General features: G+C 71.2%; 17 protein-coding genes. 6 read left to right on the top strand and 11 right to left on the bottom strand.

Going from position 1 to position 14,511, the window contains the following annotated elements; genetic code table 11:
- Window positions 1–29 precede the first annotated feature (29 nt).
- Together JAN5088_RS01470 and JAN5088_RS01465 are read right to left on the bottom strand one after the other, a co-directional pair.
- On the bottom strand, window positions 30–1,316 hold the full coding sequence (locus tag JAN5088_RS01470; RefSeq protein WP_055681012.1) for an alpha/beta hydrolase family protein: 1,287 nt from the start codon (window positions 1,314–1,316) through the stop codon (window positions 30–32).
- Between the two features lie 102 nt (window positions 1,317–1,418).
- Window positions 1,419–2,414 carry a PAS domain-containing protein gene (locus tag JAN5088_RS01465; RefSeq protein ID WP_055681011.1) on the bottom strand — a complete coding sequence of 332 codons (996 nt, stop codon included), beginning with the start codon at window positions 2,412–2,414 and terminating at the stop codon, window positions 1,419–1,421.
- 336 nt (window positions 2,415–2,750) lie between these two features.
- On the opposite strand from JAN5088_RS01465, the gene JAN5088_RS01460 reads away from it, so the two are divergent.
- The 3 genes from JAN5088_RS01460 to JAN5088_RS01450 all read left to right on the top strand — a co-directional run bounded on the left by JAN5088_RS01460 (window position 2,751) and on the right by JAN5088_RS01450 (window position 5,014).
- Window positions 2,751–4,040 carry a DEAD/DEAH box helicase gene (locus tag JAN5088_RS01460; RefSeq protein ID WP_055681010.1) on the top strand — a complete coding sequence of 430 codons (1,290 nt, stop codon included), beginning with the start codon at window positions 2,751–2,753 and terminating at the stop codon, window positions 4,038–4,040.
- A gap of 115 nt (window positions 4,041–4,155) precedes the next feature.
- Window positions 4,156–4,512, top strand: a complete 357-nt coding sequence (locus tag JAN5088_RS19140) for a hypothetical protein (protein WP_074962370.1) — start codon at window positions 4,156–4,158, stop codon at window positions 4,510–4,512.
- A complete protein-coding gene (locus JAN5088_RS01450) occupies window positions 4,505–5,014 on the top strand; it encodes a hypothetical protein (protein WP_055681009.1) in 510 nt (169 codons plus the stop codon). Before JAN5088_RS19140 ends, JAN5088_RS01450 begins: the two co-directional genes overlap by 8 nt.
- Window positions 5,015–5,018: 4 nt before the next feature.
- On the opposite strand, the gene JAN5088_RS01445 is transcribed toward JAN5088_RS01450, so the two are convergent.
- A complete protein-coding gene (locus tag JAN5088_RS01445; protein ID WP_055681008.1) occupies window positions 5,019–5,696 on the bottom strand; it encodes a site-2 protease family protein in 678 nt (225 codons plus the stop codon).
- 104 nt (window positions 5,697–5,800) lie between these two features.
- Here JAN5088_RS01445 and JAN5088_RS01440 point away from each other — a divergent pair, with 104 nt between their 5' ends.
- The gene (locus JAN5088_RS01440; protein WP_055681007.1) at window positions 5,801–6,499 is read left to right on the top strand and encodes an NAD-dependent deacylase; all 699 of its coding nucleotides are present in this window, start codon (window positions 5,801–5,803) and stop codon (window positions 6,497–6,499) included.
- A 63-nt stretch (window positions 6,500–6,562) separates the two neighbouring features.
- Here the strand turns inward: JAN5088_RS01440 and rpmB are convergent, their stop codons facing one another.
- Complete coding sequence (gene rpmB, locus JAN5088_RS01435) at window positions 6,563–6,865, bottom strand: 50S ribosomal protein L28 (RefSeq protein WP_055681006.1); 303 nt, start codon at window positions 6,863–6,865, stop codon at window positions 6,563–6,565.
- A 95-nt stretch (window positions 6,866–6,960) separates the two neighbouring features.
- Window positions 6,961–7,944: a methylmalonyl Co-A mutase-associated GTPase MeaB gene (meaB, locus tag JAN5088_RS01430; RefSeq protein WP_055681005.1), complete on the bottom strand. Its 984-nt coding sequence runs from the start codon at window positions 7,942–7,944 to the stop codon at window positions 6,961–6,963.
- 171 nt (window positions 7,945–8,115) lie between these two features.
- Here meaB and hrpB point away from each other — a divergent pair, with 171 nt between their 5' ends.
- Window positions 8,116–10,467, top strand: a complete 2,352-nt coding sequence (hrpB, locus tag JAN5088_RS01425; RefSeq protein WP_055681004.1) for an ATP-dependent helicase HrpB — start codon at window positions 8,116–8,118, stop codon at window positions 10,465–10,467.
- Window positions 10,468–10,470: 3 nt separating this feature from the next.
- Here hrpB and JAN5088_RS01420 read toward each other — a convergent pair whose 3' ends face one another.
- The 6 genes from JAN5088_RS01420 to JAN5088_RS01395 all read right to left on the bottom strand — a co-directional run bounded on the left by JAN5088_RS01420 (window position 10,471) and on the right by JAN5088_RS01395 (window position 13,991).
- Window positions 10,471–11,274: a hormone-sensitive lipase gene (locus JAN5088_RS01420; protein WP_143114540.1), complete on the bottom strand. Its 804-nt coding sequence runs from the start codon at window positions 11,272–11,274 to the stop codon at window positions 10,471–10,473.
- 80 nt (window positions 11,275–11,354) lie between these two features.
- Window positions 11,355–11,909, bottom strand: coding sequence for a F0F1 ATP synthase subunit B (locus JAN5088_RS01415; protein WP_055681003.1), 555 nt, complete (start codon window positions 11,907–11,909; stop codon window positions 11,355–11,357).
- A 3-nt stretch (window positions 11,910–11,912) separates the two neighbouring features.
- Window positions 11,913–12,467, bottom strand: coding sequence for a F0F1 ATP synthase subunit B' (locus tag JAN5088_RS01410; RefSeq protein ID WP_055681002.1), 555 nt, complete (start codon window positions 12,465–12,467; stop codon window positions 11,913–11,915).
- Window positions 12,468–12,550: 83 nt separating this feature from the next.
- Window positions 12,551–12,787 carry a F0F1 ATP synthase subunit C gene (locus JAN5088_RS01405; RefSeq protein ID WP_055681001.1) on the bottom strand — a complete coding sequence of 79 codons (237 nt, stop codon included), beginning with the start codon at window positions 12,785–12,787 and terminating at the stop codon, window positions 12,551–12,553.
- A gap of 63 nt (window positions 12,788–12,850) precedes the next feature.
- Entirely contained in the window at window positions 12,851–13,642 is a 792-nt protein-coding gene (locus JAN5088_RS01400; protein WP_055681000.1) for a F0F1 ATP synthase subunit A, read from the bottom strand.
- Entirely contained in the window at window positions 13,635–13,991 is a 357-nt protein-coding gene (locus JAN5088_RS01395) for an AtpZ/AtpI family protein (protein ID WP_055680999.1), read from the bottom strand. Before JAN5088_RS01395 ends, JAN5088_RS01400 begins: the two co-directional genes overlap by 8 nt.
- 194 nt (window positions 13,992–14,185) lie before the next feature.
- On the opposite strand from JAN5088_RS01395, the gene JAN5088_RS01390 reads away from it, so the two are divergent.
- Complete coding sequence (locus JAN5088_RS01390) at window positions 14,186–14,509, top strand: ArsR/SmtB family transcription factor (RefSeq protein WP_055681145.1); 324 nt, start codon at window positions 14,186–14,188, stop codon at window positions 14,507–14,509.
- The last annotated feature ends 2 nt before the right edge of the window (window positions 14,510–14,511 follow it).

Genomic DNA, 14,511 nt, shown 5'->3' with positions numbered 1-14,511 from the left:
ATGGGCGGGCAAAGTCCAGACCGGCGCGATCATTCCGCCTGCCGGTATTCCAGCCGAAGCCCCTTGGCCGTCCGCTCCGGGAAGCCGGCCCATTGGGTGTGATCGTCCAGCGGTTCGCCCGCCTCGTCCATCGACCAGACGCCGGCCTCCGCATCCTCGACAAGGTCCAGGTATTCGGCCGCATCGCTGCGTCCCTCGAGGTGGATGGCGAAGAAGGCCGTGGTGAAATGCTGCAGGATGTTGTTCATCCGCACGCTGTCCCAGACGGCATCGGCATAATGGTCGAACGGCGCACGACCCAGGCTCTCGGACATTTCCCAGGCTTCCTCGGGCGCGGGGATGGGTGCGGCCGCGTTGTGGTTCGCGCCGGTGAAGGTCAGCAGATAGCGGTCGGTGCCCGTCGTCTCCTCGAAGATCTCGCGGATGGCGGGATATTCCGACACGTCGTCCTGCCCCCCCGCCACCAGCAGCAGCGGCTTCTTCAGGCCGGCCAGTCCCTCCGCGTCCCAGAAGTCGCGGTTGCGCCCCCAGGGGCCGATGGCGACGATGGCGCGCACCCTCGGGTCGACCAGTTCGGCATGGCTGTCGCTGCCCGCCGCGTGCCGCGCCAGCAGGCCCTGCGGCGGGACGTAGCGCTCCGGCTCCTCGCGCGTGACCGCCTCCTCCGACAGGCCCGCGCCCCCGAAGATCAGCGCGCCGTAGCCGCCCATCGAATAGCCCACGATGCCGGTGTGGTCGGTGTCGGCGATGGCCCCGATCCCGTCCTCCAACCCTGCGATCGCGTCGATCAGGAAGGCGTGGTCCAGCGGACGGTTCACCAGGGTCGACCCGAAGTCGCCCATGTCGTCATAGGTGCTGTCGGGGTGGTCGGCCGACACGACGACGTACCCCTTCGATGCCAGGTTCTCGCCCAGATGCGACAGCAGGAAACGGTTGCCCGGATACCCGTGCGACAGCAGCACGAGAGGATAGCTTCCCTCCAGCGGCACCGCATCCCGCGCGGCCATTCCGGTCAGCGTCACCTCCGTCTCGCCGTCGCGGAGCAGCGCGGTATAGCTGCCGCCCGGTTCGGTGTCGTCCGCCGCCGGATACCAGATCTCGGCCGTGATCTCGCGGTTGTAGGTCGGCGGCGCGCCCTCGGCCCCGGTGTTCACCACGTCGACGCGGCCTTCGTCGGCAAAGGTCATCGTGCGGACGCCCACGACGTAGTCGCCCGCAGGCGCCAGCGCGGGCGCATCGGGGCGCATAAGGTCGATGCGGTTCTCGGCCGCCGCGGGCAGGGCCAGGACCGTGGCAAGAAGGACAAGGGGTTTCATGGGCGCGACCTCCGGCGATTGTCATCTCCAACCTGCCGCCTGCGCGCCCGCATCTCAAGCGATCATCGTCGCCGCGGCGATCTTCGGCGCCGGCGCGGCGGATCAAAGGGCGAAGCTGATCCGCACCGTCAGCCCCGAAGCCTGCCAGTCGTAGTCGAGACCGCCCCCGGCCGATCGCGTCAGCTGCTGGATGATCCGCGAGCCGCTCGCCCGATCCGGCGCCTGCACGGGGGGCCCGCCGCTCTCCGTCCAGCGCAGCGCCAGGTCCCGGCCCTCCGGATCGGCCGACACGTCGATGCGGACGCGGCCCTCGGGCGCGCTCAGGCTGCCGTGTTTGACCGCATTGGTCGCCAGTTCGTGCAGGGCCAGCGTCAGGGCCGTCACCACCTGCCGGGGCACCGTCACCCCCGCCGCCCCCGCGATGGCCACCTGGCTCGCCCCGCCCGGCGCATAGGCATGCAGGATCGTCTGCAGCAAGTCGTCCAGCGGCTGACCCGCATCCTGCGCCGGATCGAAGGTGCGGAAATGCGCGTCGCTCAGCGCGTGCAGCCGCTCGGTCACGGTCTGCACCAGCCGGGTGACGTCGGTCTCCTCCCGCGCGCTCATGCGGATGACGACGGACATGACGTTGACGATGTTGCGCAGCCGGTGCAGCAACTCGCTCGTTTCCAGTTGCGCGCGCTGCAACTCCTCCGCACGCCGCTCGCTGATGTCGAGCTGCGAGCCGAAGAACAGCACCGTCTCGCCGGTGTCGTCGTGCACCGGCCCGATCTGGAGCGCGTTGACGAAGGCCCGGCCGTCCTTGCGGTAGTTGACGATCTCCACCGTCGTCACCGCCTGCTCGCGAATGGCCCGGCGGATCTGCTCGACGCTCTCCGGCGTCGTCTCGGGGCCTTGCAGGAACCGGCAGTTGCGTCCGACCACCTCCTCGCTCGAATAGCCCGTCAGCTCGCTGAACGCCGGGTTCGCATAAACGATCGGGTTGTCCTCCTGCGACGGATCGCTGATGCACAGCGGCAGCCGCGCGTGTTCGATCAGCCGCTCCAGGCCGATGGTCTGCAACAGGGTCCGGGTCGAGGGACGGGGCGTGTCTTTCATCGGGCACCGAAGAACGGGGTGGGCAGTGGCTGCGACAATATTCCACGCCGATCCGCCGGACGCAAATATTTGCCCCGACATCCATGTCTTATCTTAATGCCCGCCCCGCGCGGCGCCTTGACAGGCCCGTCCCGACCCGCCACATGGCACCCGACCCCGCCCCTCGGGCCGCGTGAGCCGGTCGTCCGCTGACGGACGATCCCACGACGGGCGGGACGCTTCCCCAAGGATCACGCCAGGGCAGCGCGACACGACCCCGCGACGGGGCGTGCCGTGACCCCTCACCCGCGTTCCACCGGGAACGCCACGACGCGCGACAGGCGCGAAGGACATTTCATGGATTTCGACATGCTGGGGCTCAAGCCCCGCCTCATCACCGCCCTGCAGGACATGGGCATCACCGACCCCACCCCCATCCAGAAGCAGGCGATCCCCCCTGCGCTGGACGGCCGCGACGTCATGGGCCTCGCGCAGACCGGCACCGGCAAGACCGCCGCCTACGGCCTGCCGCTGATCCAGCACATCCTCTCGGACGAGACCCGCCCCGCGCCCCGCACCGCCCGCGCGCTGATCCTGGCCCCCACGCGTGAGCTGGTGAACCAGATCGGCGAGAACCTCGACGGCTTCATCAAGGGCAGCCACCTCAAGGTGGCAAAGGTCGTGGGCGGCGTCGGCATCACGCCGCAGATCAAGCGCATGGAACGCGGCGTCGATCTTCTGGTCGCCACCCCCGGCCGCCTGATCGACCTGATGGACCGGGGTGCCGCGAACCTGTCGCAGACCACGTTCCTCGTGTTGGACGAGGCCGACCAGATGCTCGACATGGGCTTCATCCACGCCCTGAAGCAGATCGCCGCGAAACTTCCCGCGCAGCGCCAGACGCTCCTGTTCTCGGCCACGATGCCCAAGGACATGGAGTCGCTGGCCGCCACCTATCTCGACCGTCCGGTGCGGGTGCAGGTGGCGACCTCGGGCCAGACCGCCGACCGGATCGAGCAGTCGATCCACTTCATCGCCAAGGCCGAAAAGCCCGGCCTGCTCATCGACCTGCTGCGCGCCCATTCGGGCGAGGCGGCGCTCGTCTTCGCGCGCACCAAGCACGGCTCCGACCGGCTGGCCAAGCAGCTGACCGCCGCGGGCGTGGCCGCCGTCGCGGTCCACGGCAACCGCAGCCAGGGCCAGCGGACCCGCGCGCTCGATGAATTCTCGACCGGTAAGGCGCCCGTCATGGTCGCGACCGACGTCGCGGCGCGGGGGCTCGACATCCCCGTGGTCAAGCATGTCTACAACTTCGAGCTTCCCAACGTGCCCGAAACCTACGTCCACCGCATCGGCCGCACGGCCCGCGCCGGGCGCGAGGGGGCGGCGGTGACGCTTTGCGCGCCCGACGAGATGGGCGAACTCAAGGACATCGAAAAGGTCATCAAGGGCGAGATCCCCGTGGCCTCCGGTCGCCGCTGGACCCCCCAGCAGGAAGAAGCCAAGCCCAAGCAGACCCGCGGCGGCGGGCAACGTCGCGGCGGCGGCGGCCCGCGTCAGGGCGCGCCCAAGGCGGCGCGGCCCGGCGGAAACGCGGGCGGCCGTCCCGGCGGAAACCGTCGGCGCACCTCCCGTCAGGGCGCCTGACGACGCCCGCGCGGCCCGCGTCGCCGGGCCGCGCTTTTGCCTTCCGCCGGTCATTGTCAGGCCCCGCGACCCATGGCATCGTGGGGCAAAACGGATGACCGGAGGCTGGGCAGCGATGAATCCGATCAAGATGATGGCGCCACTGGCGGTGACGCTGGTGCTGGGGGCATGCGGCGGCGGCGGGGCCGTCGGCGGCGGCCGCTTTGATGCGCCGGTGCGCAGTTTCGCCACCGGACCCATCCACTCCGCCTGCATGCGCTCCGACCGGGCCGCCCGCTCCAGCAGCCTGTGCGGCTGCGTCCAGGCCACCGCCGACGCCACGTTGGGCCGCTCCGAACAGGCCCGCGTCGTGGCCTTCTTCCGCGACCCGCATCTGGCACAGGTGACGCGCCAGTCCGACCGTCGCGGCGACGAACGCTTCTGGACGCGCTACAAGCAGTTCGTGTCCGTCGCGGAACGGACCTGTGCGTAACGCACTGACGGCGCTTGTCCTTTTCCTGACGTTTCCCGCCCAGGCGCAGGAGGTCCTGCGCCTGTTCCCGCCCGCGGGCTTCGCCGGCGTCCACGTCAGCCAGGCCGGCGGCATCCGCCTCGTGGAATACGTCGCCGACGGCCAGACCCTCGCCGACTGGTCCGATGCGCTGACCGTGGCCGAACTGCGCGGCACGGGGATGGGGGCCACGGACCTCGTGGCACGTTTGCAGGCCGACCTCACGGCCAGTTGCTCCGGTGCCTTCTCGCTCGACCCGGACGTGGCCGAGATCGACGGCCGCACCGCCACTCTCTCGATACACGCCTGCCCCAACGCCGACATCTCCGGCCGGCCGGAGATGGACCTCCTGCGAGTGATCGAGGGGAAGGACGTCCTCTTTGCCGTGCAGCGCAGCTGGGTCGTCAGCCCGCCGACCGAGGAACTCGCTCGATGGACCGACTGGCTGCGCGACCTTCGGGTCTGCGACGCGGACGGCTGCTGAACGCTCAGAACACCGGCCGGCCCTTCGCCATTTCCAGATGGCGACGGATCGAGGGGATGAAGAACAGGACCCAGCCCCAGGTGATGAAGACATAGATCATCGCCGGAACCCACAGCACCGCCACCACCAGACCGACCACCCCCGCAACCCGCATCGCCGCACGCGGCGACACGACCCGCAGCAGCGCCAGTTGCAGAAGCTGCCCCCCGTCGAGCGGCTGCACCGGCAGCATGTTGAGCGCGAACAGCGTCAGGTTGATCCAGCCGAAGACATGCAAGTGATACGCCATCCCGAACCAGGCGTCCGATCCCCACGCCGACGCGGACATCCATTCCGCCGCCAGCGACGCCGCGGCCCAGAGCGTCAGGTTCACCAGCGGCCCCATCGCCACCATCAACTCCCGCTTCCGCGCCGTGGCCGCGCGGCGGTATTCGCAGAACCCGCCCCCGCCCCAGAGGACGACGCGGCGCACCGGCTCCCCCTGCACCAGCGCGCCCCAGGCGTGGCCCCATTCGTGCAGCAGGATCGAAAGGCCCACCAGGACAACGAAGATCAGGCCGTCCGCCTCGAAGCGGAACCCCATCAGCACGAACATCAGCAGAAGGAAGCTCGGCGCGATCTCGACAGGCACGCCCCAGGGCCCCCGCAGGGTCAGGATCGGGGTCTCGGTGGGGCGGAACATCGGGGGCCTTTCGGATCTGACCGTGGCCGAACCCTAGCCACCGACCGCGTCAGCTTTTCGACCCGACTGTGGCAATATCCACCCGTTTGCGACAAGCTCGTCACATGATCCGTCCCGCTGCCTCCTCCGCCCGCATCGTCGTCCTCTCCGGCGCGGGGCTGAGCGCCGAATCGGGCCTCGGCACCTTCCGCGACGCGGGCGGCCTCTGGGCGCGCTACGATCTGGAGGAGGTGGCCACGCCGCAGGGCTTCGCCCGCGATCCCGCGCTGGTCCACGACTTCTACAACGCCCGGCGCGCCAACATGACAGCCTCGGCTCCCAACGCGGCGCACGAGGCGCTCGCCCGCCTGTCGAGGCGGGACGGCGTGACGCTGGTCACGCAGAACATCGACGACCTTCTGGAACGCGCCGGGGCGCGGGGCGTCGTCCACATGCACGGCGACCTGTCGCGCGCGCTCTGCCATGCCTGCGGCGCCCGCTGGGACGCGCCCGCCGTCATGTCGCCCGAAGCGCCCTGCCCCGATTGCGGCGCGGCCGCCACCCGCCCCGACGTCGTCTGGTTCGGCGAGATGCCGTATCGGATGGAGGAGATCGAGACGGCGCTGGCCGCGGCCGACCTCTTCGTCTCGGTCGGCACCTCCGGCACGGTCTATCCCGCGGCGGGATTCGCCGCCCTGGCGCGCGCCGCGGGCGCACGCACGCTGGAACTGAACCTCGACCCCTCGGGCGGCGACTTCGACGAGGTCCGCACCGGCCCCGCCACGCAACTCGTGCCCGGCTGGGTGGACGAGGTCATGGGCTGACCGCCCCCGCCAGACACGAAAAAGGCCCCGCGCGGGGGCCTTCATCCAGACGTGGCGGGGGGCTCAGGCCTCCAGCGCGGCCGCCGTGTCCGAGGACTTGGCGATGTCCTTCTTGATCTTCAGCGCGCGATCCGACAGCTCGTCGTTCTTGGCCTTGGCCAGGAACGCGTCGAGCCCGCCGCGGTGGTCCACCGTCCGCAGCGCGGCGGCCGAGATGCGCAGCTTGAACGCCCGGCCCAGGGTTTCCGACTGCAACGACACGTCGTTGAGATTCGGCAGGAACCGGCGACGCGTCTTGTTGTTCGCGTGGCTGACGTTGTTGCCCGTCATCGGGCCTTTTCCGGTGAGTTCGCAGACGCGCGACATGGCAACAGCTCCGGGGAGTTAGGGTTCAGGAAAACATGAACAGGGCCGAAAACGGCCCCGCGGTCGCGGCGTGATAGTCCCCGTGGCCGGCGGCGTCAAGCAGGACGAAGCGATTCGAGCATCTCGGCCGCGGCCCCCCGCGCATCCCGCGCGCCCGACGCCACCTCGGCGGCCAGCGCCGCCATCCGCGCGCGCGCCGCCGCATCCTCGGTCAGCCGCGCCAGAAGGCCGGCGCGCACCTCCTCGCCGAACCAATGCGCCGCCTGATCGGCGCGCGTCCGGTCCCAGTGCCCCGTCTCGCGCCGCCAGCCTGCCAGCGCCTGCATCTCCTCCCAGGCGCGCTCCAACCCCGAAGCCTCCAGCGCCGACACCGGCAGCGCCTTGGGAAATCCGTCGGGGTCGCCGGGCCGCTTGCGCAACAGGCGCAGCGCCCCGGCATAATCGGCCACCGTCCGGTTCGCCGTGGCCTTCAGGTCGCCGTCGGCCTTGTTGACCATGATCAGGTCGGCGATCTCCATGATTCCGCGCTTGACCCCCTGCAACTCGTCTCCCCCGGCGGGCGCCAGCAGCAAGACGAACAGGTCCGCGATCTGCGCGACCAGCGTTTCCGACTGGCCCACGCCCACCGTCTCGATCAGCACGACGTCGAAGCCCGCCGCCTCGCAGAGCGCCACCGCCTCGCGCGAGCGTCGGGCCACGCCGCCCAGATGGCTCGCGGCGGGCGAGGGGCGGATGAAGGCCCGCGGGTCGCGCGCCAGCCGGTCCATCCGCGTCTTGTCGCCCAGGATCGACCCCCCCGTCCGGGCGCTGCTCGGGTCGACGGCCAGCACGGCGACGCGCCTGCCCTCCGCGGTCAGCATCGTGCCGAACGCCTCGATGAAGGTCGACTTGCCCACCCCGGGCGTCCCCGACAGCCCGATCCGCAGCGCCTGCCGCCCTTCGGCCTGCAACGCGTCCAGCAGCGCCGCCGCCCGCTCGCGGTGATCGGGCCTGGTGCTTTCGACCAGCGTGATCGCGCGTGCCAGCGCCCGGCGGTCGCCAGTCAGGATCGCATCGTGCAGGGGGTCGCGCGCCGTCATCGGCCAAGGGATGCCCCCGGCGCCGCGCCGATGCAAGCCGGCGCCGATGCGGGCCGGGGACGTGACGGCGCGCGGCGCTTGCCCTAGATACCGTCCGACCCGACCCGGAGGAGCCGCCATGCCCCACACCCGCCCCGCGGCGGCGCCCGATGGCCAGGCCGTGCCGCCCCGGTGAAGACGCCCCCGCCCCTTCCCATCGACGACGCCCTGCCGGACCTGCTGGCCGCGCTGAGTGCCGGTGGTGTCGCCGTCCTGCAGGCCCCGCCGGGTGCCGGCAAGACGACGCGCGTGCCGCTCGCCATGCTGCCCCATGTCGCGGGGCGCATCGTCATGCTGGAACCCCGCCGTCTCGCCACCCGCGCCGCCGCCGCCCGGATGGCGCAGACGCTGGGGGAGCCGGTCGGGCGGACCGTCGGCTACCGGATGCGCGGTGCCTCCGACGTGTCGCCCGCCACGCGGATCGAGGTCGTGACCGAGGGCATCCTGACCCGCATGATCCAGTCCGACCCCGACCTGCCCGGCATCGGCGCGCTGATCTTCGACGAGTTCCACGAACGCTCCCTCAACGCCGACCTCGGCCTGGCGCTCGCGTCGGAGGCACGGCAGGCGCTCCGGCCCGACCTGTGGCTGGTGGTCATGTCTGCGACGCTCGACGCAGGGCCGGTGGCCGAGATGCTGGACGCGCCCGTCGTCACATCCCACGGGCGCAGCTTTCCGGTGGAGCGGCGCTGGCGCGACCGGCCGCCGCCCGCGAGCCAGCGGGTCGAGGCGCAAATCGCCGCGCTGGTGGTCGAGGCGCTGGAGGCGACGGCAGGCGACGTGCTGGCCTTCCTGCCGGGCGAGGGCGAGATCCGCCGCTGCGCGGCGCTTCTGTCGGGTGTCGCGGCCGACGTCCGGCCGCTCTACGGCGCGCTGCCCTTCGCCGCGCAACAGGCGGCCATCGCCACGGGGCCGGGGCGCAAGGTGGTGCTGGCGACCGCCATCGCGGAAACCTCGCTCACCATCGAAGGGGTGCGCGCGGTGGTCGACGGCGGCCTTGCGCGGCGCGCGCGGTTCGACCCCGCCTCGGGCATGTCGCGCCTCGTCACCGAACGCGTCACGCGGGCCGAGGCGGCGCAGCGCGCCGGTCGGGCGGGCCGCGTGGCCGAAGGCGTGGCCTTCGCCAACTGGACGCGGGGCGAGGAAGGCGGGATGCGCGCCTTCCCCGACCCCGAGATCGCGCAGGCGGACCTGGCCGGCCTCGCGCTGGAACTGGCGGTCTGGGGGTCGGACGACCTTGCCTTCCTCACGCCGCCGCCCGCCGGTGCGCTGGCCGAGGCGCGGGCCCTGCTGTCGGATCTGGGCGCGCTCTCGGGCGGGCGGATCACCGATCACGGCCGCGCATTGGCGCGCCTGCCGCTGCACCCGCGCCTGGGCCACATGGTGCTTCGCGGCGGCACCGGCGCGGCGCGTCTGGCCGGGGTGCTATCGGTGCGGCTTGCGCCCGGCCCCGTCGATCTGGCCCCGGTCCTGCGCGACCCGCCCCCCGATGCGCGGGCCGAGGCGAAGCGTCTGAAGCGCCACGAGGCCGGGCCCGAGCTGTCGGACGCGCAGCGGCTGGCGCTGGCCTATCCCGACCGCATCGGCCTGCGGCGGCCCGGCGACGCGCCGCGCTGGCTTCTGTCGGGGGGCAAGGGCGCGCGGATGGACCGGGGGGATGCGCTGTCGGGCGCGCGGCTGATCGTGGCCTGCGACCTCGACGGCGACCCGACGGAGGCGCGGGTGCGCCGCGCGCTTCCCATCGCGGAGGCCGATCTGCGCGCGGTGCTGGGCGACCGGATCGCCTGGACCGACCTCTGCCGCTGGTCCGCCCGCCACCGCCGGGTCGAGGCGCGGCGGCAGGAGCGGCTGGGCGCCATCGCGCTCGATGACCGGCCGTGGACCGACGCGCCATCGGGTGCGGTGGCGGCGGCAATGCTCGACGGGGTGCGGACGCTGGGGGTGGACGCGCTGGGTTGGTCGAAACGCGCGCGGCTGCTGCGCGCGCGGATCGCGGCGGCGGGGTTGCGCGACGTGTCGGATGCGGCGCTGCTGGCCGCGCTGGAGGACTGGCTGCTGCCCTATCTGGAGGGGGTGACGGATGCGGCGGGGCTGGCGCGGCTCGACCCGTTCGACGCGTTGCAAGCGTGGCTCGGCTGGGACGACGCCCGGCGGCTCGACGGGATCGCGCCCGCGCATTACCGCACGCCGCTGGGGCGCAAGGTGCCCATCGACTACGGCCCCGACATCCCCACCGTCTCCCTGCGCCTGCAGGAGGTTCTGGGCGAGACGGTGCATCCGAAGGTCGGCGCGACGCCGCTGCGGATGGAGCTTCTGTCGCCCGCCGGACGGCCCGTCGCCATCACGCAGGACCTGCCCGGTTTCTGGGCCGGGGCCTATGCCGACGTGCGGCGCGACATGCGGGGTGCCTATCCCCGCCACCCCTGGCCCGAAGACCCCACCGCGGCCGCCCCGACCACGCGGGCGAAGCCGCGCGGAACCTGATGGTCAGCCAAGCAGGTCGGCCAGAAGGTCCGACCGTGGGTCGGTCAACGCGTCGATGACGTCGAAATGGTGCCGCCCGGGCACGCGCCGCAGGGGAATGCCCCAGGCGCGCGCCAGCACCTCCGACTGCCAGAGGAAGCTCGGGCGTTCGGCGGCGCCCACATGGACGGCGAGGCGCGGGCCGGGCATCGGGTGGCCGAGCGCGGGACTTTCGGCCGTGGCCTCCGCCGCGTCGAGGCGCCAGTCGTCGTTCATGCCGAGCGCCGTCAGCGGCCGCAGGTCGGAGAGCGGGCTGATCGGCACGCAGGAGGCGATCCGGTCCGCGCAGGCGGGGGCCGCGTCGGCCATGACCATCCGCGCCGCCAGATGCCCCCCGGCGCTGTGGCCGGTCAGGTGGATCGGGCCGGAGACGCGCGCCGCCGCGTGGTCCACCGCGCGCGCGACCAGCCGGGTGATCTCGCCGATGCGGACCTGCGGCGCGAGCGGATAGCCCACCACCGCGACGGCCTGTCCAAGCGTCACCGCGCCGGAGGCGAGGTGCGACCAGTCGGACTTGCCGAAGCTGCGCCAGTAGCCGCCGTGGACAAAGACCGTGAGGCCGCGCGCCGGGCCTTCGGGGTGGAACAGATCGAGCGTGGCGCCCGGCCTGTCGGCATAGGCGAGGTCGAGGTCGGCGGGCGTCGCCTCCCGGAACGCGGCCGCCTCCGCGCGCCAGCGGGGCGGGAAGGCGTCGGAATCCGCGATGTGGTCGGCGTTGGCATAGGCCGCGTCGAGCGTGGCGCGGTCCATCTCCTGCCAGCCGATCATCGCGGGGTCGCCGGACGCATCGAGGCCCCATGTTTCGCATGCGAAACATAGCCGGCTATGCACATGTCAGGCTTGCCGGATCAGTGCAGCTTGGCCGCAACCGTCTCGATCGACTGGTCGATCAGCCTGTTCGCCTCGGCGGCGGAGAGTTGCTTGGCGATGACCTCGCCCGCGGCGGCGATGGCGACCGACACCGCGGTGTCGCGGACTTCGCGCACGGCGGATTTCTGTGCGCTTTCGATCTGGTCCTCGGCGGCGGTCAGGCGGCGCTGGACCGAGGCGTCGAGGTCGACACGGGCCTGCTCGGCGGCCGAGGTGGCCTCCGCGCGGGCGGCGGCGACGATGGCATCGGCCTGCTCGTGCGCCTCGCGGGTCTTGCGCTCGTAGGAGGCGAGGAGCGCCTGGGCCTCGTCACGCAGGGCCTTTGCCTCGTCGAGGTCGCCGCGGATGCCGGTCGCCCGGTCGTCCAGCAACGACATCAGGCGCGACGGCACCTTGAAGTAGATCAGGATGCCGACGAACAGCAAAAAGCCCAGCATCACCACGAAGTCGGTGTTGGCGAGGTCGAAATAAGGACCCGACGCGGCCATGGCGGGCGTGCCGGTCAGAAGGGCGAGGGGCAGGACATGGCGCATGGTTCAGTTCCCCTTCACGCGGGAGGACACGGCGGCGTCGATGGTCGAGCGGTCGGCCTGCATGCCGAGCGCGGTCACGATCTCGGCGGCGACGTCGCGGGCGACTTCGGCCACGGAGGCGGCGGCACCGGCGCGGACCTCCGCGATCTGCTTCTCGCTCTCGGCCGACTTGGCGGCGATGCGCTTGTCGGCGTCGGCGATGGCCGCGTCGAGGTCGGCCTTGATCGCCGCGCGCGCCTCGCCCGAGATGCGCTGCGCCTCGGCCCGTGCGTCGGCCAGGGCCTTCTCATAGGCCTTTTCCGCATCGGTGGCTTGGCGATTCAGGTCTTCGGCGGCGGCGAGGTCGTTGGAAATGGTGCCCGACCGTTCGGCCAGCGTGGCCGAGACGCGGGGCAGCGCCACCTTGGTCAGGATCAGGTAGATCGCGACCAGTGCGACGACCAGCCAGAAGATCTGGTTGGCGAACCACGCGTCGCAGAGCTGCGGCATGCCGATGGCGCTGCCCAGCGAGTTGACGCAGTAGCCTGCGGCTTCGAGGTCGATCGGTTCGATTTCCATGTCCCGGTCCCGTCAGGTCGGTTGCCGTTGCGGCGGGAGGTATGTGCCCCCCGCCGCCGTCTTGTCGAAGGTCGCCCGTCGGATCAGACGGCGAACATCAGCAGCAGCGCGACCAGGAACGAGAAGATGCCCAGGGCTTCGGCGAAGGCGATGCCGATGAACAGGGTCGCGGTCTGGCCGCCGGCGGCGCTGGGGTTGCGCAGCGCGCCCGCGAGGAAGTTGCCGGCGACGTTGCCGACCCCGAGAGCCGCGATGCCCGAGCCCATGGCCGCGAGGCCTGCACCGAGGAACTGGCCGATTTCTGCGATATTGCCTTCCATGGGGAGTCTCCTTGAAATGGAAAAGGTCGTTGGTGTGAGGATCAGGTCCGGGAACGCCCCGGCCTAGTGGTTCGGATGCAGCGCGTCCTTGAGGTAGACGCAGGTCAGGATCGTGAAGACGTAGGCCTGGATGAAGGCGACCAGCACCTCGAGCCCGTAGATCGCGGTCACGCCCAGCACGGCGAGCGGCGAGATGGCGGCGACCTGCGCGAAGCCCGCGAAGACCTTGAGCACCGCATGGCCCGCCGTGAGGTTGCCGGCCAGTCGGATGGAGTGGCTGACCGGGCGCACGAAGTAGGAGATGAGCTCGATCACCGCCAGCACCGGCCGGATGGCGAGCGGCGCGGATGTCACCCAGAACAGGCCGAGGAAGGATGCGCCGTTCTTGACGAAGCCCACGATCGTCACCGTCAGGAAGACCGCCAGCGCCAGCAGGCCGGTGACGGCGATGTGCGACGTCGGGCTGAAGGACGACGGGATGAGGGCGAGGAAGTTGGCGAAGAGGATGAACAGGAACAGCGTGAAGACGTAAGGAAAGAACTTGACGGCGTCGCGGCCGGTCACGTCCTCGATCATCTTGTAGACGAAGCCGTAGGCAAGCTCGGCCACCGACTGGACGCGGTTGGGGATGATCGCGCGGCGGCTGGTGCCCAGGACGAACAGACCCACGACGCAGAGGACGGCGAGGGCCATCCAGAGCGTCACGTTGGTGATCGTGTACCAGTAGACCGGATCGCCGTAGTCGCCGAACAGCGGCTTGACCATGAACTGATCCATGGGGTGAAAGGACAGGCCTTCGGCATGGGCCGGATCGCCAGCGGTCAGCACGCCTGTGGTAGCTACTGGATCAGCCATGGTCGTCCCCGTCCTTGGGCGCGCCGGCGCCCGGTTCCTTCAAGGCGTCAGTCACGCTGATCCGCCCCTGTATCTCGTTCGCGGAGCCGATCATCGTCTTCACCCCGGCCGCGAAGCCGAGAAGAACGAACAGGACCATCAGCCAGGGCGATGTGCCCAGAAGCCAGTCGAGCCCGTAGCCGATGCCGAACCCGATCCCCAGGCCCGCCACCAGCTCGATGACCATCCGCCAGGCGAGCTGCGCCTGGGAATGATGCTCCGCCATGTGGTGCTTCACCTCGGGTCCCTTCGCAGCCTCGATGCGCGCCCGGAGCGCGCGAAGGCGGTCTGCGTCGGAGCCTTCGGACATTCTGAAACCCCACGGAAGTCCGCTGCGGTCTAAGGCCGGGGAGGCCCCGAGTCAACGCAGCGTAATACCGTTTTAGATCAGTGTCTTGCATGGCATCCGAGGCCGCGCGGACCGGTCCGCGGACCCCCCGGGACGTTCAACCCAGGAGTTGAACGTGCTTGACCGCCCCCGGCACAGGCGGCAAGGCGGGGGCCATGTCCGACACCCTGTCTTCCGTCTTCGCGGCGCTGGCCGACCCCACGCGGCGCGCCATCCTCGCGATGCTGCTGGAGGACGACATGGCGGTGACGGACGTGGCGGCGCCCTTCGGCATCTCGCTCGCCGCGGTCAGCAAGCACCTCGCCACGCTGGCGCGCGCGGGGCTGATCGCGCAGGAGCGGCGGGGCCGGGTCGTCTGGTGCAAGCTGGAGCCGGACGCCCTGCGCGAGGCGTCGGTCTGGATGCAGGGGTTCGGGCAGTTCGACGCCATAGACCTCGACGCGCTCGAGGCGCTGCTGGAGCGGCAGGCGGCGGGCTGACC

Source organism: Jannaschia rubra (assembly GCF_001403735.1).
Classification (GTDB): Bacteria; Pseudomonadota; Alphaproteobacteria; order Rhodobacterales; family Rhodobacteraceae; genus Jannaschia; species Jannaschia rubra.
Note: the sequence above shows the minus strand (reverse complement) of the source record. Positions and strands in the feature narration are given on the sequence as shown.

What these genes read in the sequence shown, in the direction of transcription:
- JAN5088_RS01405 (WP_055681001.1), bottom strand. Translation starts at nt 12,787, where the DNA reads ATGGAAGGCAATATCGCAGAAATCGGCCAGTTCCTCGGTGCAGGCCTC.
- JAN5088_RS01410 (WP_055681002.1), bottom strand. Translation starts at nt 12,467, where the DNA reads ATGGAAATCGAACCGATCGACCTCGAAGCCGCAGGCTACTGCGTCAAC.
- JAN5088_RS01470 (WP_055681012.1), bottom strand. Translation starts at nt 1,316, where the DNA reads ATGAAACCCCTTGTCCTTCTTGCCACGGTCCTGGCCCTGCCCGCGGCG.
- JAN5088_RS01460 (WP_055681010.1), top strand. Translation starts at nt 2,751, where the DNA reads ATGGATTTCGACATGCTGGGGCTCAAGCCCCGCCTCATCACCGCCCTG.
- JAN5088_RS19140 (WP_074962370.1), top strand. Translation starts at nt 4,156, where the DNA reads ATGAATCCGATCAAGATGATGGCGCCACTGGCGGTGACGCTGGTGCTG.
- JAN5088_RS01395 (WP_055680999.1), bottom strand. Translation starts at nt 13,991, where the DNA reads ATGTCCGAAGGCTCCGACGCAGACCGCCTTCGCGCGCTCCGGGCGCGC.
- meaB (WP_055681005.1), bottom strand. Translation starts at nt 7,944, where the DNA reads ATGACGGCGCGCGACCCCCTGCACGATGCGATCCTGACTGGCGACCGC.
- rpmB (WP_055681006.1), bottom strand. Translation starts at nt 6,865, where the DNA reads ATGTCGCGCGTCTGCGAACTCACCGGAAAAGGCCCGATGACGGGCAAC.
- JAN5088_RS01420 (WP_143114540.1), bottom strand. Translation starts at nt 11,274, where the DNA reads ATGATCGGCTGGCAGGAGATGGACCGCGCCACGCTCGACGCGGCCTAT.
- JAN5088_RS01465 (WP_055681011.1), bottom strand. Translation starts at nt 2,414, where the DNA reads ATGAAAGACACGCCCCGTCCCTCGACCCGGACCCTGTTGCAGACCATC.
- JAN5088_RS01415 (WP_055681003.1), bottom strand. Translation starts at nt 11,909, where the DNA reads ATGCGCCATGTCCTGCCCCTCGCCCTTCTGACCGGCACGCCCGCCATG.
- JAN5088_RS01440 (WP_055681007.1), top strand. Translation starts at nt 5,801, where the DNA reads ATGATCCGTCCCGCTGCCTCCTCCGCCCGCATCGTCGTCCTCTCCGGC.
- JAN5088_RS01445 (WP_055681008.1), bottom strand. Translation starts at nt 5,696, where the DNA reads ATGTTCCGCCCCACCGAGACCCCGATCCTGACCCTGCGGGGGCCCTGG.
- JAN5088_RS01400 (WP_055681000.1), bottom strand. Translation starts at nt 13,642, where the DNA reads ATGGCTGATCCAGTAGCTACCACAGGCGTGCTGACCGCTGGCGATCCG.
- JAN5088_RS01390 (WP_055681145.1), top strand. Translation starts at nt 14,186, where the DNA reads ATGTCCGACACCCTGTCTTCCGTCTTCGCGGCGCTGGCCGACCCCACG.